Here is a 22,175-nt window from a genome sequence, read left to right on the forward strand (position 1 = left end):
CGAAGGGGCGGAGCGGGGCCTTCCCGTTGCGCCGGACGGAACCGATCGGTACCGTCCTGATGGTACCGATCAGTTCCGTCTTGTTCACGACCAAGGAGAGCGCGATGCCCCGTCTGCCCCAGCTGACCGTCGAGACCGCGAACGAGGAGCAGCGCGAGCTGCTCGAAGGCACCCTCAAGCAGCTCGGCAAGCTGCCCAACCTGTACGCCTCCCTCGCCAACGGGCCCGCCGCGCTCCGCGGTTACCTCGCCATGCGCGAAGCCCTCGTCGGCGGCAGCTTCAGCGCCCGGCAGCGTGAGCAGCTCGCGCTCTACATCGCGCAGCGCAACGACTGCACGTACTGCGTCTCCGCGCACACCCTGCGCGGCGGCAAGGTCGGCCTGAGCGAGCAGCAGCTGCTCGACACCCGCCGCGGCGGCGACGCCGGCGACCCGCACATGGACCAGGTCCTCCGGTTCACCGGCGCCGTCATGGAGACCGGCGGCCGCGTCACCGACGAGGCCCTCGCCGACGCCCGCGCCGCCGGCGTGACCGACGCCGAGATCGCGGAGGTCGTCGGCCACGTCGCGCTCAACGTGCTGTCGAACTTCTTCAACCACGTCGCGCAGCCGGACTTGGACTTTCCGTTGGTCCCGGCCCAGCTCGCCGAGTAGAGTCCTTGCGGCCGAGCAGGGGTGCCGGGCGCGAGGACGCGACCGGCACCCCTGCGGCTTTCCGGCCGACCGGGGCGATCGAAACGGGTGGACGACCAACCACCCCGTGCGAGGACACTGCCGCCCGCGCGGCAGGGGGGAATTCACGTGGACATCGACGCAAGAACCCTGCGGACCTTCAGAGAGGTGACGCTCACCGGCTCGTTCACCCAGGCGGCGCGCCGCCTCGGGTACTCGCAGTCCAGCGTCACGGCACAGATGCGTGCCCTGGAACGGCAGGTGGGCGAACCCGTCTTCGAGCGGCTCCCCAGCGGCGTCCGGCTCACCCACGCGGGATCGGTCCTGCGCGACTACGCCCGCCAGATCCTCACCCTCGTCGGCGAGATGGAGACCGCCCTGCGCCGGCCCGCGGCCAACCCGCCGCGCCTCACCATCGGCATCGTCCCCGCCCTCGCGTACGGGCAGCAGCTCGCCCGGGTCACCCACGTCGGGCGGCGGCTGCTCTCCGGAGTCCAGCTCGCCCTGCGCGTCATGGGGACGGCCGAGGTCCACGACGCCTTCCGGGCCGGCACGATCGACGGCGCGCTCGTCCTCACCGTCCTCGACGCCGACGATCCGGCCGAGCTGTTCGCCGACCAGTCGTACAGCGACCGCTCCGACGAGCTCACCGAGATCCGGCTGCAGGACGTGGAGTTCGTCCCCGTCACCGGGGCCGGGCGGCGCCCCGGCGGCCCCCGGCAGGTCGCCGTCGCCGACCCCGACTGCCCCTCCCAGCGCTGGCTGCCCGAGTTCCTCCGGCTCCGCTGCGACAGCCCGCCCGAGATCCACGAGCTCGGCTCCATGGCGGGCGTCCGCGCCGCCGCCCAGTCGGGCCTCGGCTGCGCGATGCTCCCCTCGGCCCTCGCCGCCGACCACGAGGAGGCCGGCGGGCTGCGCCCCCTGCACGGCGTGCCCCGGATGCGCTGGAACGCCTCCCTGATCCTGGGCCGCCACGACACCCGGCCCGCCGCCGACCGGCAGAACCTGACGGAGACCCTCCGTCAGGCCGTCGCCCTCGGCGGCGCCGGCCTGAGGGACGACGTCCTCCCCGGTGACGTCCTCCCCGGAGAGGTCCTCGACGGCGGTGTGCTCGGGGGCGATGCCCTCGGTGGCGGGACCGCCGGCCTCGGTCCGGACCCGAGCGTCGCCTCGGGACCCTGACCCGGCACGGTCAGGACGTCGTCCCGTACCGGGCGAGCAGCCGGGCCCGGCGGGACGGCTGGAGGTTCGCGCGGGTCACGTCGCCGTCGTAGTGGGCGAGGACCCGGTGGTCCATGACCCGGCGCCACAGCGGGGGGACGTACGCGAGGACGATCATCCCCGCGTACCCCGTCGGCATCTCGGGGGCCTCGTCGAAGTGGCGCAGCGACTGGTAGCGGCGGGTGGGGTGGGCGTGGTGGTCGCTGTGCCGCTGGAGGTGGTACAGGAAGACGTTCGAGGCGACGTTGTCGCTGTTCCAGCTGTGGCGCGGGGCGCAGCGCTCGTACCGTCCGCCCGCCGTGAGTTCCCGCTTGAGGCCGTAGTGCTCGGTGTAGTTGATGACCTCGAGCAGGCAGAAGCCGAAGACCGCCTGGACCGCCAGGTACGGCAGGACCCCGGGACCGAAGGCGAGCGCGAGTCCCGTGAAGAGGGCGAACGACAGCGCCCAGGAGCCGAGCACCCTGTTGCGGAGGCTCCACACGGACCGGTCGCGGCGGGCGAGCCGGCGCTTCTCCAGGCGCCAGGCCGAGGTGAGGCTGCCGAGGACGGTCCGGGGCAGGAAGCGCCAGAAGCTCTCGCCGAGCCGGGCGCTCGCCGGGTCCTCCGGGGTGGCGACGCGGATGTGGTGGCCGTGGTTGTGCTCGACGTAGAAGTGGCCGTACCAGGTCTGGGCGAGCGCGATCCGGGAGAGCCTGCGCTCCAGGGCCTCCGTCTTGTGGCCCAGCTCGTGGGCGGTGTTGATGGCGATGCCGGCGACCCCGCCGAGGGTGAAGGTCAGCCCGATCCGGTCGACGAACGAGAGGTCGCCCCGGGTGATCAGCCAGCAGCCGAGGACGAGCCCGGCGTACTGGAGGGGGAGGTAGAGATAGGTGCACCAGCGGTAGTAGCGGTCCTGCTCCAGGTGGGCGATCGCGCTGTCCGGGGGGTTGGCGGAGTCCTTGCCGATGAGGTGGTCGACGACCGGGAAGATCACGTACAGGACGAGGACCCCGGTCCACCAGAAGACGCGGAGCCCCGTGGCGGCCACCAGTCCCCAGGAGAGGAAGGGGAAGGCCGGGATGAGCAGGCCGAACAGCCAGAGCCAGCGCTTGGGGTCGCGCCAGGCGGCGGGGGCTTCGGGGGAGTCGCTGTGCAGGGCCAAGACCGGCTCCTCAGAGTGTTGGACACTTCACATGCCTACTGTCCAGTTCATAGACGGACCGACTGTGGAGCGTCAATGCTCTGGACAGTGTCCGGTGGATAAAGTGGGGGCACGATGACACGTTTCCGCGAGAGTGTTCGGTCCCTCCTGCGCGAGCAGGTGCTCGACGCCGCCTACCGGCTCGTCGCCGCCGACGGCTGGGGCGTCCTGCGCATGGCCGGCATCGCGCGGGCCGCCGGCATCAGCCGCCAGACGCTCTACAACGAGTTCGGCTCCAAGGAGGCCATCGGCCAGGCCCTGATCCAGCGCGAGCTGGAGGGCTTCCTGGTCGGTATCCAGCGCGAACTCGACTCCCATCGGGGCGAGTTGGAGGCGGCGGCCGCGGCCGGCGTCGGCTACACGCTCCAGCAGGCCGTGGACAACCCCCTCATCAAGAGCGTCCTGCTCGCGGCGCGCGGCGGCGAGGACGATCTGCTCGCCTACCTCACGACCCGCCCGGAGCCGGTCTTCGGCACGGCGATGGCGATGCTGGACGCGTACGCGATCGACGCCTGGCCCGACGTCGACGAGGAGTCCCGTGGACTCGCCGTCGAGACGATCGTGCGGCTCACCGTCAGCCACATCGTCCAGCCGGTCGCCCCGCCGGAGGAGTCGGCGCGGCGCATCGCCCGGATCACGGCGCGGATCGCCTACCCGGGCGGCGACGGCCGCGCCTGAGGCGCGCGCCTCGGGGCGTGGGCCTCAGGGCATGGGCTTCGGGAAAGGGGCGAGGCCTGCTGGCGGACACGGGGGATCTCCGACAGCAGGCCTCTGTTGAACATTGTACGAGATCGTCGGGGGGATCCGTACACGCGGTGGCGGGGGCCGGGCGGACGGGGTACATCTCCCCTGAGGCCCGGACACGACGAGGAGGCCGCAGTGGAAGGCAGAAGCAACGGGTTCGTACAGTCCTTCAACCGTCTCGGCGGGTACGGCTTCGTCGTTCCCGTGGGCTCCGAGGAACAGGTGTACTTCAGCGCCGACGACATCGAGAGCGCCGAGCGGACCGTCTCCGAGGGGCAGCAGATCTCCTTCGTCCTCGTCCTCGGCGACGGCCGCTTCGAGGCGAAGGAGATCCGCCTCTGACCCCGGCCGGGCCTCGGCGTGCGGACGGAGGCCGTGGGCCGGCCCTGCCCCACATGGATGCCTCTCGTCCCGACCGTGGAGTGTTCGACCGTATCCGCACCTTGCTCCCGACATAGTGCGGAACATGAGACACACCCCCACTCGGACCCGGTCCCGCCGGGCCCTCCTCTGCGCCGCACTCCTCGCCCTCGCCGTCCAGACCGCCGCCGCCCCGGCACTCGCCTCGCGCCCCGAGAGCCCCGGCGGTCCCGGCGGACACGGCAAGAGCGACTGCGTGCGGACCGAGCGGCCCCTCGACGGCAAAGCCCGCCGGATCCTGGACATCACCCGCAAGGCCAAGAGCGACCTCAAGCTCAAGTCCGTCGAGCTGCGGGTCACCGTCGACGGACGCGAGGTCGTCACCGACGCCCTCGGCGAGTCCATGACCGGCGTCCCCGCCGAGCCGGACATGCACTTCCGGGCCGGCTCCGTGGCCTTCTCCCACATCGCCACGGCCCTCCTCCAGCTCGTCGAGGAGGGCAGGGTCGGCCTCGACGACACCGTGGAGCAGTGGCTGCCCGACCTGCCCAAGGCGGACAGGATCACGCTGAGGATGCTGGCCTCCAACACCACCGGCCTCCACGACTACGTCACCGACCCGGCCTTCCTCGCCGAGCTGGAGGCACACCCCTTCCGCCAGTGGACCCCGGCGCAGCTCGTCGCCTACCCCCTCAAGCACTCCTTCTGGTACGAGCCGGGCACCAGCTGGAGCTACTCCCACGCCAACTACGTCCTCCTCGTCGCCGCGCTGGAGAAGATCACCGGCACCCGGATCGACCGGCTGGTGAAGGAGCGGGTCACCGGCCCCCTCCGCATGCGCGACACCCGGAACAACTTCACCCCCGACATCCCGAGCCCGGTCCTGCACGCCTTCACCTCGGAACGCGGCCTCTACGAGGAGTCCACCTTCTGGAACCCGTCGTGGACCACCGCGCCCGGCGCCGTCATCACCACCCACATCTGCGACCTGGCGACGTCCGCGCGGGCCATCGGCAGCGGCGAACTCCTCTCGTACCGCTCGTACCGCACGCTGCTGAACCCGGGGACGGTCGGCCTCGGCGGCGGGACCGCCAGGTGCCCCGCCTCGATCTGCCTGAAGCAGACCGAGGCCAAGCACTTCGGCCTCGGCGTCATCGTCGTCAACGGGTGGGTGCTGCAGAACCCGTCGTTCTCCGGGTACGCGGCGATCCAGGCGTACCTCCCGTCCAAGGGGCTCGCCATCGCGGTCTCCGCGACGAAGACCCCGACCACCCCCGACGGCAACATGGCCGAGGTGGTCGCCGAGCGCATCGCGGCCGCGCTCGCCCCGAACGACCCGCTCGCGATCACCTGACCCCGCATCCGTCCCCATCACAGGAGGAATCGCCATGAGGATCCACGTCACCAGCGTCTTCGTCGACGACCAGGACAAGGCCCTCCGCTTCTACACCGAGAAGCTGGGCTTCGTGAAGAAGACGGATGTCCCCCTCGGCGACTACCGCTGGCTGACGGTCGTCTCCCCGGAGACCCCCGACGGCACCGAACTGCTCCTGGAGCCCGACGCGCACCCGGCGGCGAAGACGTACGCGAAGGCCCTGCTCCACGACGGCGTCCCGGCCACCTCCTTCGCCGTCGACGACGTCCGCGCGGAGTACGAGCGGCTGAGCGCCCTCGGCGTCCGCTTCGCCCAGGCGCCGACGGAGGCGGGCCCGGTCGTCATCGCGGTCCTCGACGACACCTGCGGCAACCTCATCCAGATCGTCCAGCTCCCCTGACCGGACCCTTCGGAGGACCTCAGTACACGTCCCGGACGTAGCGCTTGTCCGCGGCGAGCCGTCTCACGTAGGCGGCGGCCTCGTCGTCGTCCATGCCCCCATGGGCGGCGACGACCTCCCGCAGCGCCCGGTCGACGTCCTTGGCCATGCGCTCCGCGTCGCCGCACACGTAGAAGTGGGCGCCGTCCCGGAGCCACTGCCACAGCCGGGCGCCGTTCTCCCGCATCCGGTCCTGGACGTACACCTTGTTCCGCTGGTCCCGCGAGAAGGCCAGGTCGAGGCGGTCGAGGTGCCCCGACTCCAGGTACGCCTCCAACTCCCGCCGGTGGTAGAAGTCCGTGGCCTCGCGCTGCTCGCCGAAGAACAGCCAGTTGGGGGCGGTGTGGCCGCGGGCGAGACGGTCCTGGAGGAAACCGACGAACGGGGCCACGCCCGTGCCGGGACCGACCATGACCATGGGCGTCGACGGGTCGGCGGGCGGCCGGAAGCCGGGCGAGCGCCGCACGAAGACCTGCACCGGGCCGTCGTCGGCGCAGTCCGCCAGATACGTCGAGCACACGCCCCTGCGGTCCCGGCCGAGGTCGTTCGTGTAGCGGACCACGGAGACGGTGAGCCGCACCTCGCCGGGGTGCGCGAGGGGGCTGGACGAGATCGAGTACAGCCGGGGCCGTAGGCGCCCGAGCGCGTCCGCCCACTCCGCGGCCGGGGCCCGGACGGGGAACGCGGCGGCGACGTCGGCGGCCTGCCGGCCCCAACTCCACTTCGCCAGCGCCTCCTTGTTGTCCGGGCGGAGGAGCCGCTTCAGCTCCTGGCTGCCGGTGCGCGCAGCCAGGAACCGCAGCAGCTCGGAGCTGATGCGGGAGATGTCCAGGCGGGTGCGCAGCGCCTCCTCGAAGGGCAGCGGAGTCCCGTCCCCGAGGTCCACGGGCCCGGCGGGGTCGAGGCCGGTGAGGGCCAGCCACTCGGCGACGAGCCCGGCGCCGTTGACCGGCCACACGCCGAGCGCGTCACCGGCCTCGTAGGCGAGCTCGCCGTTCCGGGTGTCGAAGGCGAACTCCCGTACCTCCTTCTGCGAACCGGGCAGGCTCAGCAGCCTGTTGCCGACGAGGAGGGTGGCGAAGGGGGAGGCCTTGGTGGGCGTGGGCGTGGGCGTGGGCGTGGGCGTGGGCGTGGCCGTGGTTGTGCTCGTGCTCGTGCTCGTGGTGGCGGTGGTGGCGGCCTGCCGTTCCCCGGTCGCGTCCAGGGCCGTGACGACCTGGCCGAGCCACCTCTCGGCGGCCTCCTCGAAGTCGGGTTCGCAGTCGGTACGAGGGACCAGGCGGGTCCCGCCGAGCGCGGCGAGCCGTTCGTCGACGCGTCGGCCGTGCCCGCAGAAGTCGTCGTAAGCGGTGTCGCCGAAGGCGAGCACGGCGTACCGGACGCCCTCTAGGGGCGCGGCGTCCGGGGCGGACAGCGCCTCCCAGAACCCGGCGCCGTTGTCGGGGGCGTCCCCGTCGCCGAACGTGCTGGTGACGACGAGGAGATCGGTGCCGGGGCCGAGCCGGGCCGGGGCGATGTCCGGCATGGACAGCAGCTCGGGGAGCCGGCCGGCCGCCGTCAGGCGCGCGGCGGCGGTGGCGGCGAACTCCTCGGCGGTGCCCGTCTGCGAGGCCCAGAGGATCAGCAGGCGGCGGGCGGGTGCCTCCGGTTCTCCGGGGGAGGCCGCCACGGGCGCGGTCGTCGTACGGGAGAACATGCCGGCGAGCACGCCGTTGACCCAGGAGGCGGGTTCCGGGGCGAACGGCGCGTCGGGCGGCAGCACGGGCACGCGCCCGTCGGCCGGCGCGAGGGCGAGCCCCGAGAGGAAACCGGCGAGGTAGCGGCGCTCCGGTCCGGCGAGCGCCACGGGGGCGAGGTCGTCGATCCCGAACAGCGCGGCGAGCGCGGGGACGGGCTCCGCGACCGCGGGGACGGGGTCCGCGGCCTCGGGCACATCCGCCGTCGTCGGCGCGGTCGTCCTGGTCAGGGTGACGGCGCAGGCCTTGAACCCGGGCTGGAAGGAGACGGGGTCGACGGCGTCGTGGGTGACGGCGTTGATGCTGACGTACTCGCCGAACAGGTCGTTCCAGTGGAAGGGGGCGAAGCAGTTCCCGGGCAGGACCCGGTCGGTGACGACGGCGGGCAGGACGGCGCGCCCGCGACGGGACGCGATCTCCACGTGGTCGCCCTCCGCGATCCCGAGGCCCTCCGCGTCCCCGGGGTGGATCTCGACGAACGGGCCCGGGTGGAGCCTGGCCAGCTTCGGGACCTTGCCGGTCCTCGTCATGGTGTGCCACTGGTGCGGAAGGCGACCGGTGTTGAGGACGAACGGGTAGTCGTCGTCCGGCAGTTCGGCGGCCGGCAGGTGCGGGCGGGCGAAGAAGCGGGCGCGGCCGCCCGGGGTCGGGAAGGCGAGGCGCGGACGGGTGCCGTCGGCGCGCTCCAGGAGGGTCTGGCTGACGCCGTCGTTGAGGTACCGGATCGGGTTGCGGTCGGGTCCTCCGGCCGCGGGGGCCGGCCACTGGACCGGCGCGGCGCGCAGCCGTTCGTACGAGACGCCCCGCAGGTCCCAGCCGGTCGCGGGGTTCCACGCCTGCTTGAGCTCCTCGAAGACCTCCTCGGCGGAGGAGTACGCGAAGGCGTCGGCGAACCCCATGGCGCGGGCGACCCGGGCGATCAGCTCCCAGTCGGGCAGCGCCTGCCCCGGCGGGTCGACGACCCCCTGGACGAGGGTGAGGTTCCGCTCGGAGTTGACCAGGACGCCGTCGGACTCCGCCCACAGTGTCGCCGGGAGGAGGACGTCGGCGTACGCGTTGGTCTCCGTCTCGGTGAACACGTCCTGGGCGACGACGAGTTCGGCGGCCTCCAGGCCGGCGATGACCGTCTTCCGGTTGGCGACGGAGGCGACCGGGTTGGTGCAGATGATCCAGCAGGCCTTGATCTCGCCCGCGGCCATCCGCTCGAACATCTCGACGGTGCCGCTTCCCGCCTCCGTGCGCAGCGAGCCCTCCGGCATGTCCCACAGCCGCTCCACGAACGCCCGCTCCTCGTCGACGAGGACCGACCGCTGCCCGGGCAGACCGGGCCCCATGTAGCCCATCTCGCGCCCGCCCATGGCGTTGGGCTGGCCGGTCAGCGAGAAGGGGCCCGCCCCGGGGCGGCAGATGGCGCCGGTGGCGAGGTGCAGGTTCACCAGGGCGTTGGTGTTCCAGGTGCCGTGCGTGGACTGGTTCAGCCCCATGGTCCAGCAGCTCGTCCAGGCACCGGCCTCGCCGATCCACCGGGCGGCCTCCCGGATGTCGGCCTCGGCGAGCCCGGTGATCTCCGCGACACGATGCGGTGGATGGTCGGCGAGGAGCCCGGGCAGCTGCTCCCAGCCCTCGGTGAACTCGGCGATGAACTCCTCGTCGGTGTGACCGTTCTCGACGAGCAGGTGCAGCAGGCCGTTGAGGAGCGCCAGGTCGGTGCCGGGTCTGAGCGGCAGGTGGAGGTCCGCCTTGTCGGCGGTGGCGCTGCGGCGCGGGTCGACGACGATCAATTTGGCGCCGGCCTTGACCCGCTCCATCATCCGCAGGAACAGGATCGGGTGGCAGTCCGCCATGTTGGAGCCGACCACGAGGAACACGTCCGCGTGGTCGAAGTCCTGGTACGAGCCGGGAGGGCCGTCCGCGCCCAGCGACAGCTTGTAGCCGGACCCGGCGGAGGCCATGCAGAGCCGGGAGTTCGACTCGATCCTGCTGGTGCGGACGAAGCCCTTGGCCAGCTTGTTCGCCAGGTACTGCGCCTCCAGGGACATCTGCCCCGACACGTAGAAGGCCAGCGCGTCGGGACCGTGCTCGTCCACGACCCGCTTCAGCCGGGCGGCGACCGACGCGATCGCCTCGTCCACGTCCGTCTCGACCGGCTGCGCGCCCCGCTCGGGCCGTACGAGTGCCTTCTCGGCCCGCCCGGGCGCGGCCAGCATGTCCGCGCTGGTCGCCCCCTTGGTGCAGAGGCGGCCCGCGTTGGCGGGGTGTGCCCGGTCCCCGGTCGCCTTCACCGCGAGGCGGCGGCCGGTGGCGGGGTCACGGCGTACGTCCAGGACGATCCCGCAGCCGACCCCGCAGTAGGAGCAGACGGTGCGGACGCTGCCGTCGCCCACGTCCGCGTTCGAGTCAGGTCCCACCGAAATCCCACCTCACGGTGCGCGTACCGTCCAGAGCCGGGCCCGGTCCGCCGCGGCGGAACAGGCCCGTGAACAGCACCGTAGGAAGATCGAATTTCGGTCCGTCACACCTCGGAGGCCCCCGGCGTTACACCCGCCGCACGCACCGGCCCGGCCGGGTGTGAGATCGCGCGGCGGCTCAGCCGACGTGGACGCGGGGGCGGAGGTCGCGGTCGGGTTCGGCCTCGCGGAGGATCTCGCGGGTGGTGGGGGCGACCTCGCCGCGGCCGAGGAGGAAGAAGCGGAAGAAGTTGGCGAAGGGGTTGCCCTCGGTCCACTCGAAGTAGATGTGCGGGCGGACCCCGGTGAGGTCGCGGGCGTGGAGCAGGAGGGCGGCCAGCGCGTTGGGGACGGAGGACGACTCGACCGTGAGGACGCGGTAGCGCTCGTGCAGGACCTCGCCGCGCACGGTCAGGCCCGCCTCGAACTCGGACGGGTCGGTGACGGTGACCTCGATGAAGACGAAGTCCTCCGTGGTCGGCAGATCGTTGTCGGCGCGGATCTGCTCGATCTTGTCGCGGTACTCGACGATGTCCCGCTTGTCCGGTTCGTTGGCGATGAAGCGGGGGGTGCGGCGGGAGATGTCCTGGATGAAGCGCTCGGCCATGGCGTCGAGCTCGATGTGGGTGACGCGGAGTTCGAAGGCGCGGCCGAGGCGGGAGAGGAGGGAGATGAGGATGATGCCGGCGATGAAGCAGGCACCGATCTTCACGCCGTCGGGGCGTTCGATGATGTTGACGACGGTGGTGTAGAGGAAGACCAGGGAGATGGCGCCGAAGCCGATGGTCCAGTTCTTCTGGCGGGCCTTGCGGGCGGCGATGGTCACGGCGATGGCCGCCGAGGAGATCAGGACCAGGACGCCGGTGGCGTACGCGCCGCCCTGGGCGTCGACACTGGCGTCGAAGATCCAGGTCACCAGGAAGGCGACCAGGGTGAAGACGATGACCATGGGGCGTACGGCGCGGGCCCAGTGGGGTGCCATGCCGTACTTCGGCAGATAGCGGGGCATGAGGTTGAGCAGCCCGGCCATGGCGGAGGCACCCGCGAACCAGAGGATGGCGATCGTCGAGATGTCGTAGACGGTGCCGAAGGTGTTGCCCAGGTACTCGTGGGCGAGGTAGGCCAGCGCGCGTCCGTTGGCGCTGCCGCCGGGCTCGAACTCCTTCGCCGGGATCAGCACGGTCGTGATGAAGCTGGTGCAGATCAGGAAGACGCTCATGATCAGCGCGGCCGTGGTGAGGAGCTTCTTCGTGCCCCGGATGCGGCCCGTGGGCTCGGCCTCCGTGTCGTCCGGATCGCCCTGGACGTGCGGCATGACGGCGACGCCGGTCTCGAAGCCGGAGAGCCCCAGCGCGAGCTTCGGGAAGACGAGCAGGGCGACTCCGACCACGGCGAAGACGTTGCCGTGTTCGGCGGTCAGGGCGGTGGTCCAGTCGGTGACCACGTGGCCCTCGGTGATGACGTGCCACAGGCCGGTGACCACGACGACCGCGTTCAGGGCGAGGTAGATCCCGACGAGGACGACGGCGACGCCGATGGCCTCCAGGAAGCCCTTGAGGAACACCGCGCCGAGCAGGGCGATCAGCACGAGCGTGATGATCATCTGCTTGTCGTGCAGCGCCTCGTCGAGATGGGGGTTCTCGACGAGGTGGGTGGAGGCGTCGGCGGCCGACAGGGTGATGGTGATGAGGAAGTCGGTCGCGGCGAAGCCGAGGAGGGTGAGGACGAACAGCTTGCCCTTCCAGAACGACAGCAGCCGGGAGAGCATCGCGATCGATCCCTCGCCGTGCGGGCTCTCCTCCGACACGCGCCGGTAGACCGGCAGCGCGCCGGCCAGCGTCACGATCACCAGGACGATGGTCGCGATGGGGGAGACGAGCCCCGCGGCGAGGGCGGCGATGCCGGGCTGGTAGCCGAGGGTGGAGAAGTAGTCGACGCCGGTCAGGCACATCACCCGCCACCAGCGCTGGCCCTTGTGTCCGGCGTCCGGCTCCGGTTCCTTGGGCCGGGAGGGCTTGCCCTTCCCCATGTCGGAGAGGCCCTCCAGCATCCACGCGCGCAAGCGTCCGGAGCGGGCGTCGTTCGTGGCGGCCATCGGATGTCCCTGAGGTGTGGGCGGGTGTCGACGCGGCCGGTCGACCCGGCTGTCGGCTCCCGGCCGCCGGATGGACGGCCGCGCAAGCCTGAACAGCACATATGCCCCGGATCCCCGGGTCACGTGTCACGGAGGCGGCAAGATCCCCCTCTCGGACGCCGTCCTCGTACGGAACGCCTGATGCCCGCCGGCCTCAGCGGCTGCCGAAGGCCTGCGTCCAGTAGGGGCCGCCGGAGGTGTGGATCCCGATGCCGATCTCCTTGAAACCGCAGTTCAGGATGTTCGCCCGGTGGCCGGGGCTGTTCATCCACGACTCCATCACCTGCGCCGCGGTGGTCTGGCCCTTCGCGATGTTCTCGCCGTACGACGACCACGCGTACCCGGCGGCCGTGATCCGCTCGCCGGGCCCGTCGCCGTCGGGGTTGGTGTGGTCGAAGAAGTTCCGCGCGGCCATGTCGTCGGAGTGGCCCTGGGCGGCCTTGGTGAGCAGGGAGTTCTCGGTCAGCGGCCCGCAGCCCGCCTTGGCGCGCTCCGAGTTCACCAGGCTGATCACCTGCTGCGCGGTGGAACCGGAACCGGAGCCGGAGCCGCTGCTCGTGCTGGTGGGCCGGGGCGCGGGTGCGGTCGCGGACGCGGTCGTACGCGTCGGGCGGGGCGGTGCCGGCGGCGAGGTGCGGGTGGCGGTCGGCGTGGGGCGCGACGGTTTGGGGGTCTTGCGGGGGGTCTTGGACGGCGACGGCGGAGGGGTGGCCGAGGAGGAGGTCGCCACCGGGGCCGTGGTGGTCTCCTGCGGGGTGGGCAGGCCGGTGTCGGTCGTCGTGGCGAGGGTCGTGTCCCTGGTCCCCGTGCCCCCCTCGGGGCCGGTGGTCAGCAGGAACGCGCCGCCGGCGACCGTCACCACGGCTATGCCCGCGGCGACGACGGCGCGCCTGCGGCCCCGCTGCTGCCGGCGCCGACGGCGGGTGGCGCGGGTGCTCCGGGCGCCACGGCCGGCGGACGCTCCCCCCGGCCCGGACCCGGACCCGGCTCCCTCCCTGGGGCGGGGTGAGGTGAGCGGAGCGCTCGTGGTCGTGGCCGCCGCTGTCTCGAAACCGGCCGTCTCGGCCCCGGTCGTCCCGAAGCCCGCCCGCTCGCGGACATGGGCGAGGAGCAGCGCGGCCGGGGGCACCAGGAGGAGTCCGGCGAGCAGGCCCTCCGCCGGTACGAGCCCGCTCCACATCCCGGCGCAGTACGCGCACGCGCGCGCGTGCCGGGCGATGCGCTTGCGCCACAGGGCGGACGGGTGGCCGTCCCAGGTGCCGGTCTCGTACCGCAGCGTCTCGCAGGCCGGGTTCTGCGACAGCGCCCGCACGACGACCCGCGCGGTCTCCAGCCGTTCCTTCATCCGCTGGACCCGCACCGCGGTGTGCTGCGGGGACAGCTGAAGCGCGGCCGCCACCTCGTGCCGGCTCAGCTCGCCGGCGCATTCCAGCCACCACAGGGACAGCAGGTCCCGGTCGTCCGGCTCCAGCCAGCGGGTCGCCTCGGCGGTCTCGCGCCGCTGGCCGGACAGGTTGAGCCGGACCACGGCCAGCTCGACGAAATCGGACCCCGGCTGCGGGATCTCGCGGGCGTCCTCGAGACCGCCCGCGGGGAAGCCCGCCTGCTGCTGCCGGTGCCAGTGGGCGCGCACGCCGTTCATGGTGATGGCGACCAGCCAGGACCGGAAACTGTCCGGGGACCGCAGGTCGCCGAGTCCGGCGAGCGCCCGCAGCATCGTCTCCTGCACGACGTCGTCGACGTCGTGGTGCCCGTTCATCGCCCGGCCCACGATGTTGTAGACCAGCGGCAGGTGGAGCGCGATGAGCCGGTCCTGCGCCCGCGGATCCCCGCTCTGTGCCGCCCTGACCAGTTCCGTACCGTGCTGTGCGCCCATGCCTCGAATCACCCTGCCTGTTCCCGCTGTCGTCGACGGCCAACACGAGGGGAGATCACCGGGAGCGGGCCCGATAACAGGAATCGGCGGAGGAGATCCGGAATCCTCGTCGGCCGGACGGAACCGTACGCCCTCCCGTACGGGAGGCCAGCGCGGGGTCCCGGACTTCGTGGGATCTGCCAGTACGGAGTACCGCGGCCGTCCGGCAAGACTGCCGAGGCGCGACTGATCATCAGGAGCACGACCGAGCACGGGGAGGGCAGCGCGATGAGCGTGCAGCTGTACGACGAGATCGGTGAGGCGTTCGAGGGGTTCAAGTCCCTGCCGCTGACGAAGTACGGGGAGGTGCCCAGCTTCCTGGCCATGGTCGGTGACGTACGGGGCAGGTCGGTGCTCGACCTCGCCTCCGGCACCGGCTTCTACAGCAGGGAGCTCAAGCGGCGCGGGGCCTCCGAGGTGCTCGGCATCGACATCTCCGGCGAGATGGTCGCCGCCGCGCGGGCGTTCGAGGAGAGTGAGCCGCTGGGCGTGCGCTACGAGGTGGGCGACGTGGTCGAGCTGCGCGAGCTCGACGAGCCCTTCGACCTCGCGCTGGGCGTCCAGCTGCTCAACTACGCCCCGGACGTCGCGGCCATGGAGCGGATGTGCCGCAACGTGCACCGCGGCCTGAAGCCCGGGGGCGAGTTCTTCGTGCTCGCCCAGAAGCCCGACTACCGCTTCGACGGGCCGTCCCTGGAGAAGTACGGCTTCCTCTGCGAGGCGACCGGCGAGGAGATCGAGACCGGGCCGCGCGTCCGGATCACGGCGCTGCTCGACCCGCCGGTCTCGTTCGTGGGCGCCTGTCCGCGCCGCGAGGTCTACGAGGGGTCCCTGCGGGCGGCCGGTTTCAGCGAGCTGACCTGGGTGCCGCTCGAGGTGTCCGAGGCCGGCGTCCGCGAGTACGGCGCGGACTTCTGGGCGGACTGCCTCGCCAACCCGCCCTTCGAGCTCCTGCGCTGCCGCGCCTGACGACCGGCCGGCTCCCCGGGGCACGCGCGCGCGTGCCCCGGGGAGCCCGAACGGCCGTGTCCGGATGCCTCCGGCGCCGGGAGGGGTCAGGCTGGTACCCCGGACGAGGCAGGGGAGAGGACGGCATGGAAGGGTCAGGCCCCGCAGGGAGCCCGGCCGCGCGGCTGCTGGCCCGACTGGCCCTGCTCGCGGCCGTCGGTTCACTGGTCGTACTCCTCCTCGCGGTGGGGGACGGCGGCCTGGTCGTGGTCGTGGCAGGATTCCTGGGCCTCGTCCTCTGCGCCGCCGGCATCTGGTGGTTCGTCGCCCACCGCGGGGTGACGCGCCTCTTCGGGGCGCTTCTCGCGGTCGCCGCACCCGTCGGCGTCTTCGTCCTCTTCGCGTACGAGGGAGTGTGGCTGCTCGCGCTGTTCCTGGTCCTGTGCTGGGCCGCGGCCCTGGCCTGCGCGCGGCAGGCGCTGCGCAGATCGCGCCCGGAGCGGTCGAAACGGGCGGCGGTCGCGGCGCCCCCGCCGAGGCGACCGGTCCTGATCATGAACCCGAAGTCCGGGGGCGGGAAGGTCGGCCGCTTCGGACTGGTCGAGCGGGCGGAGGCGCTCGGCGCCCGGGTGATCCTGCTCGACCCGTCCGTCCACGCCGACGTCGCCGCACTGGCCCGCGGGGCGGTGGCCGAGGGCGCGGACCTGCTCGGCGTCGCGGGCGGCGACGGCACCCAGGCCCTGGTCGCGGCCGTCGCCGCCGAGCACGACCTGCCGTTCCTGGTCGTGTCGGCCGGCACCCGCAACCACTTCGCCATGGACCTCGGCCTCGACCGCACCGACCCGTCCCGCTGCCTCGACGCGCTGACCGACGGCGAGGAGCTCCGCATCGACCTCGGCGACGTCGCCGGCCGGCCCTTCGTCAACACCGTCTCCTTCGGGGTGTACGCCGACGTCGTCCAGCGCCCCGAGTACCGCGACGACAAGGCGGGCACGATCCTCACCGTCATGCCGGACCTGCTGCTCGGCGAGGGCGTGCGACGGCTCGACGCACGGGTCGACGACACCACGCTCTCGTCCCAGCAGGCCCTGCTCGTCAGCAACAACCCGTACGTCTCGCCCGACGAACTCAGCGGAGCCGGCCGCCGGCCCAGCCTCGACGACGGCGAGCTGGGGGTGCTCGGGATCAAGGTGGAGGACGCGGCCCAGGCCGCCGACCTGGCCGTACGGGGCTCACAGTCCACGGGCCTCACCGTCCTGACCGCACACCGCGTCGAGGTGGACTCCGACATGGAGGAGATCCCCGTGGCGGTCGACGGCGAGGCGCTGCGGATGCCGACGCCGGTCGTGTGCACGCTGCGCCCCGGCGCCCTGCGCGTCCTCGTCCCCCGCGACCGCCCGGGCGTCCCCGCACCGGTGCCGGCCGTGCGGTGGCGCCGGATCTTCGACCTCGCGTTCGGCCGCACGGAGCGGCCCGCCGGGTCCTCTCCGTGACGGAACCCGAACCGGCCTCCCGGCACCGCCGGAACCGCTGGCTCTCCGAGCGCCGCCGGGGGTCGGTCAGCGGGCTCGTCGCCGTGGGAACGGCGGCGCTCCTCCTCGTCCTCGACAGCAGCGGGGCCGGCGTCTCCGGGGCGGACGTCTGCGTACTGCTGCTGCTCACCTACCTCTTGCCGTACCTCGTGCTCACCGTGGTCGCCTTCTCCACCGCGTCCCCGGAACGGGTCCGCGCCTGGGCCGACCGCGAGTCGCGGGGCACGGTGCTCCAGCGGTACGTGTACGGCACGGCGCCCGGGCCGGGGGTGTCGATCCTCATCTCGGCCGCCGCGCTCGGGGTGGCCGTGGTGTGGCGGCCCGGGCACATCGGCACCACGCTCGAACCGGTCGGCCGGGCCGTGGTGGCGCTCGTCCTGGTCGCCCTCGCCTGGATCTGCGTGGCCGTGTCCTTCGCGGTCGCCTTCCAGGCCGACAACCTCGTGGAGGACCAGCGGGCACTGGAGTTCCCCGACGAGGAGAACCCGGCCTGGGCCGACTACGTGTACTTCGCCCTCTCGGTCATGACGACCTTCGGCACGACCGACGTCAACGTGACGTCCCGGGAGATGCGCCGGACCGTGGCGGTCAACGCGTGCATCGCGTTCGTGTTCAACACCGTCACGGTCGCGAGCCTGGTCTCCGCCCTGGACAGCATCTGACGGCCCGGAGCTCAAGAGGAGGGGAAGGGCCCGAGGATCAGGAGGCGGGGAACGGCCGCTGGTTCCAGCCCGCGACCACCGGCAGCCCGTGCTCCGTCGAAAGGCGTCCGACCGTCGCCGTCGTCAGGAGGAACAGCCGCCCGTCGGCCGCAGGCAGCCCCAGGTAGCGGGCGGTGAGGACCCGCAGCAGATGCGCGTGCGCCACCACCACGCCGTCCCGCCCGGAGTCGGAGCCCGCGAGGACGGGCGCGACGCGGGCCAGGACCCGGTCGGCCCGCCGCCCCACGTCCCCGGCGGACTCGCCCGGGCGCCCGTCGGGATGCGGAGGCACGCCGTCGCGCCACAGCGACCAGTCCGGCCGGTCCTCCTGGATGCGGGCGGTGGTCAGCCCCTCGTACCCGCCGTAGTCCCACTCGCACAGGTCCTCGTCGGCCTCCGCGCCCCGCAGCCCGGCCAGCTCGGCCGTCCTCCGGGCCCGCCGCAGCGGACTGGTGAGCACGAAGGCGAACGACCGGCCGGAGAAGTACGGCGCGAGCGAACGCGCCTCCGCCTCACCGTCCGGGGTGAGCGGCAGATCGGTCCGTCCGGTGTGCCGCCCGGCGGCACTCCACTCCGTCTCCCCGTGACGGATCAGGAGGAGGTCACCCATGACTCACCGCTCCTTCCTCTCCGGCTTCCTCGGCAGCTTCCCGAGGACGACATACTGGCCCACGCACGCCCGTCTCCCGCGGCACCGCGCCCGCTTGCCCGCGCGCGGTCGAGGTGGGTCCATGGAACGAGGGAGGACGTCATGAGCAGCTCCGGGACGACCCGCATCACGGTGCTGACCGTGCCCGACTGCCCGAACGCCCGACTGGTCCGCGAGCGGATCACCGCAGCGCTCCGGGGGCGGACGGTGCCCGTCGAGTGGATCGAGGTGGCGGACGAGGACGAGGCCGTCCGGCAAGGGATGACCGGCTCGCCCACGCTCCTCCTCGACGGCACCGACCCGTTCGCCCCGCCCGGCTCCGTACCGAGCCTGTCCTGCCGGATCTACCGCCACGCCGACGGCACGGTCGACGGCGCCCCGGCGGTCGTCGACCTGCGGAGGCTCCTGGCCTGAGGCGCCCGCATGGAAGCGCGCGTCGGGCGCGGCGCGGATCGTCCTCCTACCCGGCACGCCGCCCCCTCGGGGAAGTCGGCTTCGAGAAGGGCCGGCACGACGTCCCCGCGCGTCAGGAACGCGTGAAGAGTGGGCGTACGGGCGCAAAGATCCCGCCAGGAACGGCGGAGGCCGTTCCGGCCGGGGCGCACGCTGAGCGGACCTGAGTCCGAAGGAGTCCGCCCGCATGACGACCGCCCCGACCGCCGAGAAGGACGCCCTTCCCGGCGCCGAAGAGCCTCCCGATACCGGCGCGCGGCACAAGCTGACCGCCGTCACCGGTCTCGCCGCGCTGTCGCTCGACGCGATGGCCTCCGTGGCGTACGGCCCCGAGGCGATCGTCCTCGTCCTGGCCGCCGCCGGCGGTCACGGCCTCGGCTTCACGCTGCCGGTCACGCTCGCCATCGCCGGTCTGCTCGCGGTGCTCGTCGCCTCGTACCGGCAGGTCATCGCCGCCTTCCCGGACGGCGGCGGCTCCTACGCCGTCGCCAGGACGCACCTCGGCCGCCGCACCAGCCTCGTGGCGGCCGGCTCCCTCGTCCTGGACTACGTGCTCAACGTGGCCGTCGCCGTCACGGCCGGCGTCGCCGCCCTCACCTCCGCCTTCCCCGGCCTCTACGACGACCGGCTGTGGATCTGCCTCGCCGTCCTCGTCCTCGTCACGGCCGTCAACCTGCGCGGCATCGTCGACTCGGCCCGCGCCTTCATCGTCCCCACCGCCGTGTTCGTCGGCGCGATCCTGGCCCTGATCGTGGCCGGCCTCTTCCGCGACGCCCCGGTCTCGACCGAGGCCTCGGCCGGGCACGCCTCGGTCCTGGCGGACAACGCCACCACCGTCGGCGCCCTGCTCCTGCTGAAGGCGTTCGCGTCCGGCTGCTCGGCGCTCACCGGCGTCGAGGCCATCGCCAACGCCGTGCCGTCGTTCCGCGCCCCCGCCGCCCGGCGGGCGATGCGCGCGGAGGTCGCGCTCGGCGCACTGCTCGGTGTGATGCTGATCGGCCTGTCGGTACTGATCTCCCGCTTCGGCCTCCAGCCGGTCGAGGGCGTCACCGTCCTCGCCCAGCTCGCCGACGCCTCCCTCGGCCACAACGCCGCTTTCTACGTCGTCCAGTTCGCGACCATGGTGCTGCTCGCCCTGTCGGCGAACACCTCGTTCGGCGGCCTGCCCGTCCTGCTGAAGCTGCTGGCCCGTGACAACTACGTCCCGCACGTCTTCGGCCTCAAGGCCGACCGGCAGGTGCACCGGCACGGAGTGGTGTGGCTCGCCGTCGTCTCCGCCGCCCTGCTCGTCTTCTCCGGCGGCGACACCAACACCCTCGTCCCGCTCTTCGCGATCGGCGTCTTCATCGGCTTCACCCTCGCCCAGACCGGCATGGTCCTGCACTGGCGGGCACGCCGGCAGTGGGGCAAGGCCCTGCTCAACGGCCTGGGCGCGCTGCTCACGGGGGTGTCCGCGGTCGTCGTCACCGCTGCCAAGTTCCACGACGGCGCCTGGCTGATCGTGATCGCCCTGCCCGTCCTCGTCCTGGCCTTCGAAGCCGTCCACCGGGCGTACGGCAGGCTGGACGAGCGCCTGGGCATCGGCCGGATCCCCGAGGCCCCGCACCGCGAGCGCTCGCTCGTCCTGGTCCCGGTCTCCTCGCTCACCCGGCTCACCAGCGAGGCCCTCACCGCCGCCGTCTCCCTCGGCGACGAGGTCCGCGCGGTCACCGTCTGCCACCCGGACCCGGAGGACCGGGCCCAGACCGAGGCACTGGAGCGGGACTGGGCGCTCTGGAACCCCGGTGTGCCTCTGGTCCGGCTCCCCTCCGAGCGGCGCTCCCTCGGCCGGCCGATCACCGCGTACGTCCGCGCACTGCGCGAGACCGAGCCGGACACCCGGGTCACCGTGCTCGTACCGGAGGCGGAGCCGGAACACCTGTGGCAGCGGCTGCTGCAGAACCAGCGGGGCGCGGTCGTCGCCCACGCCGTACGCCGGGACACGGACGCCGTGATCTGCCGGCTGAGGTTCCGGCTCGGGGCCCGCTGAGGCCTGTCCGGCAGATCGAGCGCTCTCTCTCGGCGTCTCCTGCCATGCCTCTGGGCCGGCCCGTCACCTGACCCGGTCGTTTCGCGGACACGAACGAGACAGGCAAGTACGTCTTGACGGTTTCGAAGTGTCAAGGCGTACTTGCCTGACGGCTCTCCCGGACTTGGACGATCTCATCGCGGAAGTCGACCGGAAGTGCGACACCGCACACCGCCCCGGCGGACAGGAACAGCCCGACCGGCTCGCCCTGCTCACCGTCGCCGCCCAACTCGCCGGCCAACTCCAGGAACTGGCAGACGACTTGGTCGAGGACTACGTCGAACACTGCCGGATGCACGGCAACTCGTGGACCGACATCGGCACTGCCCTGGGCGTGACCCGGCAAGCGGTCCAGCAACGTTTCCGCGCCCCGCACAAGCGCTACAGCCCCGAGGCCATGACCGATGACCTCCGCCGGGCGATGATCCACGTCAAGCAGGCGGCGGTGCGCCACAGCAACAACTACATCGGCACCGAGCACCTGCTCTGGGGCCTGACCGCGGAGGACAACAGCGCCCCCCGCCTCCTGCGGGCCGCCGGCGTCTCACCGGACACCGTCCACCGATCCGTCGGAAGCCGGCTGTGCATGGGAGCGTCCCAGGCGGCCGAACGGATCGCCTGGACTCCCTACTCCCGCAGGGCCATCGACATCGCGGAGGCGCGGTCCCGGCGGAACGGCTCCGACCACATCCGCTGCGACGACCTGCTGATCGGCCTCGCCGAGATCGGCCGCGGAGTCGCCGCCGACGTCCTGACCGAGGCCGGCTTCGACCCGGCCGCCCTCGGCCCGACACCCGACGGCGCCTGAACCTTTCACGGTCCCGGCATCCCCTGCTCCCCGCCGTGCGGGAGCAGGGGATGCCCTGTCAGGCCGTCTTCGCCAGCTGTGCCCCGAAGCCGTCGAGGATCGCGTCCAGGCCGAACTCGAAGGTGCGGTCGGGGGCCGCGCTGTACCCGGTCGCGGCGGCGTCGTCCAGGCGTTCGCGGAGCCTGGGGAAGGCCATGGCGACCTCGGCGGCCGCCGCCATGGCGGCGGCGAGCTCCTTCTCCGGGTCCCCGCTCTTGCCCAGGCGCCGGGTCAGCGAGACCTGGGCCGCGCCGCCGAGCGCGCTGCCGAGCACGTGGACGAAGACGGTGGCGGCCGCCCGGTCGGCGTCGGCGGGGGAGAAGCCGGCCTTCTCGTAGAGGGCGAGGCTGTGGTCGTCGTGCCGTGACTTGCCGGGGCCGTAGAGCAGGTGGCTGCCGAAGGCCTGGCCGAGCCACGGATGCCGGGTGAGCATCGCGTGCATGCTCCCGGCCATGGCGGCCGCCGCCGCCCGCCAGCCCATCGCGTCGAGGTCGGGCAGCTCGACCTCGCTCCAGACCGCGTCGCCGGCCAGCCGCACCAGCTCGTCCTTGGTCTTGATGTGCCAGTAGACGGCGGTGGCGGCGGTGCCGAGCCGCGCGCCCAGGCTGCGCATGTTGAGTCCGTCGAGCCCTTCGTCGTCGAGGAGCTCGATCGCGGCGCGGACGATCTGGTCGGGGGTGAGGGTGTTCCTGGCCATGCCCGCACCCTACTTGAACTTAGTACTTGAACTTAGTGAAGTTGCGGGCCTACAGTGC

Annotated in this window: 18 protein-coding genes; 12 read left to right on the forward strand and 6 right to left on the reverse strand. The window is 72.5% G+C overall.

Features of this window, described 5'->3' with window-relative positions:
- Nucleotides 1–104: 104 nt before the first annotated feature.
- Together GGE06_RS26120 and GGE06_RS26125 are read left to right on the forward strand one after the other, a co-directional pair.
- A complete protein-coding gene (locus tag GGE06_RS26120) occupies nt 105–653 on the forward strand; it encodes a carboxymuconolactone decarboxylase family protein (RefSeq protein WP_246532783.1) in 549 nt (182 codons plus the stop codon).
- Between the two features lie 147 nt (nt 654–800).
- A complete protein-coding gene (locus GGE06_RS26125) occupies nt 801–1,853 on the forward strand; it encodes a LysR family transcriptional regulator (RefSeq protein ID WP_181924460.1) in 1,053 nt (350 codons plus the stop codon).
- Between the two features lie 10 nt (nt 1,854–1,863).
- Here GGE06_RS26125 and GGE06_RS26130 read toward each other — a convergent pair whose 3' ends face one another.
- Nucleotides 1,864–3,033: an alkane 1-monooxygenase gene (locus GGE06_RS26130; RefSeq protein WP_116158172.1), complete on the reverse strand. Its 1,170-nt coding sequence runs from the start codon at nt 3,031–3,033 to the stop codon at nt 1,864–1,866.
- 114 nt (nt 3,034–3,147) lie between these two features.
- Here GGE06_RS26130 and GGE06_RS26135 point away from each other — a divergent pair, with 114 nt between their 5' ends.
- The 4 genes from GGE06_RS26135 (at nt 3,148) to GGE06_RS26150 (ending at nt 5,951) form a co-directional block, all read left to right on the forward strand.
- The gene (locus GGE06_RS26135; RefSeq protein ID WP_116158171.1) at nt 3,148–3,750 is read left to right on the forward strand and encodes a TetR/AcrR family transcriptional regulator; all 603 of its coding nucleotides are present in this window, start codon (nt 3,148–3,150) and stop codon (nt 3,748–3,750) included.
- Nucleotides 3,751–3,951: 201 nt separating this feature from the next.
- On the forward strand, nt 3,952–4,158 hold the full coding sequence (locus GGE06_RS26140) for a cold shock domain-containing protein (RefSeq protein ID WP_116158170.1): 207 nt from the start codon (nt 3,952–3,954) through the stop codon (nt 4,156–4,158).
- Between the two features lie 124 nt (nt 4,159–4,282).
- Nucleotides 4,283–5,530 (forward strand): serine hydrolase domain-containing protein, encoded by a 1,248-nt coding sequence (locus GGE06_RS26145; RefSeq protein WP_116165248.1) that lies wholly within the window; start codon nt 4,283–4,285, stop codon nt 5,528–5,530.
- Nucleotides 5,531–5,564: 34 nt separating this feature from the next.
- Nucleotides 5,565–5,951: a VOC family protein gene (locus tag GGE06_RS26150; RefSeq protein ID WP_116158169.1), complete on the forward strand. Its 387-nt coding sequence runs from the start codon at nt 5,565–5,567 to the stop codon at nt 5,949–5,951.
- Between the two features lie 19 nt (nt 5,952–5,970).
- Here the strand turns inward: GGE06_RS26150 and GGE06_RS26155 are convergent, their stop codons facing one another.
- The 3 genes from GGE06_RS26155 to GGE06_RS26165 form a co-directional block, all read right to left on the reverse strand.
- On the reverse strand, nt 5,971–10,134 hold the full coding sequence (locus GGE06_RS26155; protein ID WP_312883303.1) for a bifunctional nitrate reductase/sulfite reductase flavoprotein subunit alpha: 4,164 nt from the start codon (nt 10,132–10,134) through the stop codon (nt 5,971–5,973).
- A 178-nt stretch (nt 10,135–10,312) separates the two neighbouring features.
- Nucleotides 10,313–12,268 (reverse strand): APC family permease, encoded by a 1,956-nt coding sequence (locus tag GGE06_RS26160; RefSeq protein WP_184931977.1) that lies wholly within the window; start codon nt 12,266–12,268, stop codon nt 10,313–10,315.
- 193 nt (nt 12,269–12,461) lie between these two features.
- Nucleotides 12,462–14,183 carry a sigma-70 family RNA polymerase sigma factor gene (locus GGE06_RS26165; RefSeq protein WP_184931978.1) on the reverse strand — a complete coding sequence of 574 codons (1,722 nt, stop codon included), beginning with the start codon at nt 14,181–14,183 and terminating at the stop codon, nt 12,462–12,464.
- Nucleotides 14,184–14,450: 267 nt separating this feature from the next.
- Between GGE06_RS26165 and GGE06_RS26170 the strand changes: the two genes are divergently transcribed.
- The 3 genes from GGE06_RS26170 to GGE06_RS26180 all read left to right on the forward strand — a co-directional run bounded on the left by GGE06_RS26170 (nt 14,451) and on the right by GGE06_RS26180 (nt 17,364).
- Nucleotides 14,451–15,191, forward strand: coding sequence for a class I SAM-dependent methyltransferase (locus GGE06_RS26170; RefSeq protein WP_116158165.1), 741 nt, complete (start codon nt 14,451–14,453; stop codon nt 15,189–15,191).
- Between the two features lie 125 nt (nt 15,192–15,316).
- Nucleotides 15,317–16,663, forward strand: coding sequence for a diacylglycerol/lipid kinase family protein (locus tag GGE06_RS26175; RefSeq protein WP_184931979.1), 1,347 nt, complete (start codon nt 15,317–15,319; stop codon nt 16,661–16,663).
- Nucleotides 16,660–17,364 (forward strand): DUF1345 domain-containing protein, encoded by a 705-nt coding sequence (locus tag GGE06_RS26180; protein WP_184931980.1) that lies wholly within the window; start codon nt 16,660–16,662, stop codon nt 17,362–17,364. The genes GGE06_RS26175 and GGE06_RS26180 overlap by 4 nt, the downstream gene beginning before the upstream one ends.
- 37 nt (nt 17,365–17,401) lie before the next feature.
- On the opposite strand, the gene GGE06_RS26185 is transcribed toward GGE06_RS26180, so the two are convergent.
- The gene (locus GGE06_RS26185; RefSeq protein WP_116158162.1) at nt 17,402–18,013 is read right to left on the reverse strand and encodes a histidine phosphatase family protein; all 612 of its coding nucleotides are present in this window, start codon (nt 18,011–18,013) and stop codon (nt 17,402–17,404) included.
- Between the two features lie 141 nt (nt 18,014–18,154).
- Between GGE06_RS26185 and GGE06_RS26190 the strand changes: the two genes are divergently transcribed.
- The 3 genes from GGE06_RS26190 to GGE06_RS26200 all read left to right on the forward strand — a co-directional run bounded on the left by GGE06_RS26190 (nt 18,155) and on the right by GGE06_RS26200 (nt 21,381).
- Nucleotides 18,155–18,466, forward strand: coding sequence for an alkylmercury lyase (locus tag GGE06_RS26190; protein ID WP_184931981.1), 312 nt, complete (start codon nt 18,155–18,157; stop codon nt 18,464–18,466).
- Nucleotides 18,467–18,692: 226 nt separating this feature from the next.
- The gene (locus tag GGE06_RS26195) at nt 18,693–20,534 is read left to right on the forward strand and encodes an APC family permease (protein ID WP_184931982.1); all 1,842 of its coding nucleotides are present in this window, start codon (nt 18,693–18,695) and stop codon (nt 20,532–20,534) included.
- Nucleotides 20,535–20,697: 163 nt separating this feature from the next.
- Nucleotides 20,698–21,381: a Clp protease N-terminal domain-containing protein gene (locus GGE06_RS26200; RefSeq protein WP_246532785.1), complete on the forward strand. Its 684-nt coding sequence runs from the start codon at nt 20,698–20,700 to the stop codon at nt 21,379–21,381.
- A gap of 58 nt (nt 21,382–21,439) precedes the next feature.
- Here the strand turns inward: GGE06_RS26200 and GGE06_RS26205 are convergent, their stop codons facing one another.
- Nucleotides 21,440–22,117: a TetR/AcrR family transcriptional regulator gene (locus GGE06_RS26205; RefSeq protein ID WP_116158159.1), complete on the reverse strand. Its 678-nt coding sequence runs from the start codon at nt 22,115–22,117 to the stop codon at nt 21,440–21,442.
- Nucleotides 22,118–22,175 lie beyond the last annotated feature (58 nt).

This window comes from Streptomyces nymphaeiformis, assembly GCF_014203895.1.
GTDB classification, from domain to species: domain Bacteria; phylum Actinomycetota; class Actinomycetes; order Streptomycetales; family Streptomycetaceae; genus Streptomyces; species Streptomyces nymphaeiformis.

Excerpts from the sequence above, each read along its gene's own strand:
- GGE06_RS26120 (WP_246532783.1), top strand. The coding sequence starts at position 105 with ATGCCCCGTCTGCCCCAGCTGACCGTCGAGACCGCGAACGAGGAGCAG.
- GGE06_RS26135 (WP_116158171.1), top strand. The coding sequence starts at position 3,148 with ATGACACGTTTCCGCGAGAGTGTTCGGTCCCTCCTGCGCGAGCAGGTG.
- GGE06_RS26145 (WP_116165248.1), top strand. The coding sequence starts at position 4,283 with ATGAGACACACCCCCACTCGGACCCGGTCCCGCCGGGCCCTCCTCTGC.
- GGE06_RS26150 (WP_116158169.1), top strand. The coding sequence starts at position 5,565 with ATGAGGATCCACGTCACCAGCGTCTTCGTCGACGACCAGGACAAGGCC.
- GGE06_RS26160 (WP_184931977.1), bottom strand. The coding sequence starts at position 12,268 with ATGGCCGCCACGAACGACGCCCGCTCCGGACGCTTGCGCGCGTGGATG.
- GGE06_RS26165 (WP_184931978.1), bottom strand. The coding sequence starts at position 14,183 with ATGGGCGCACAGCACGGTACGGAACTGGTCAGGGCGGCACAGAGCGGG.
- GGE06_RS26170 (WP_116158165.1), top strand. The coding sequence starts at position 14,451 with ATGAGCGTGCAGCTGTACGACGAGATCGGTGAGGCGTTCGAGGGGTTC.
- GGE06_RS26175 (WP_184931979.1), top strand. The coding sequence starts at position 15,317 with ATGGAAGGGTCAGGCCCCGCAGGGAGCCCGGCCGCGCGGCTGCTGGCC.
- GGE06_RS26185 (WP_116158162.1), bottom strand. The coding sequence starts at position 18,013 with ATGGGTGACCTCCTCCTGATCCGTCACGGGGAGACGGAGTGGAGTGCC.
- GGE06_RS26190 (WP_184931981.1), top strand. The coding sequence starts at position 18,155 with ATGAGCAGCTCCGGGACGACCCGCATCACGGTGCTGACCGTGCCCGAC.
- GGE06_RS26195 (WP_184931982.1), top strand. The coding sequence starts at position 18,693 with ATGACGACCGCCCCGACCGCCGAGAAGGACGCCCTTCCCGGCGCCGAA.
- GGE06_RS26205 (WP_116158159.1), bottom strand. The coding sequence starts at position 22,117 with ATGGCCAGGAACACCCTCACCCCCGACCAGATCGTCCGCGCCGCGATC.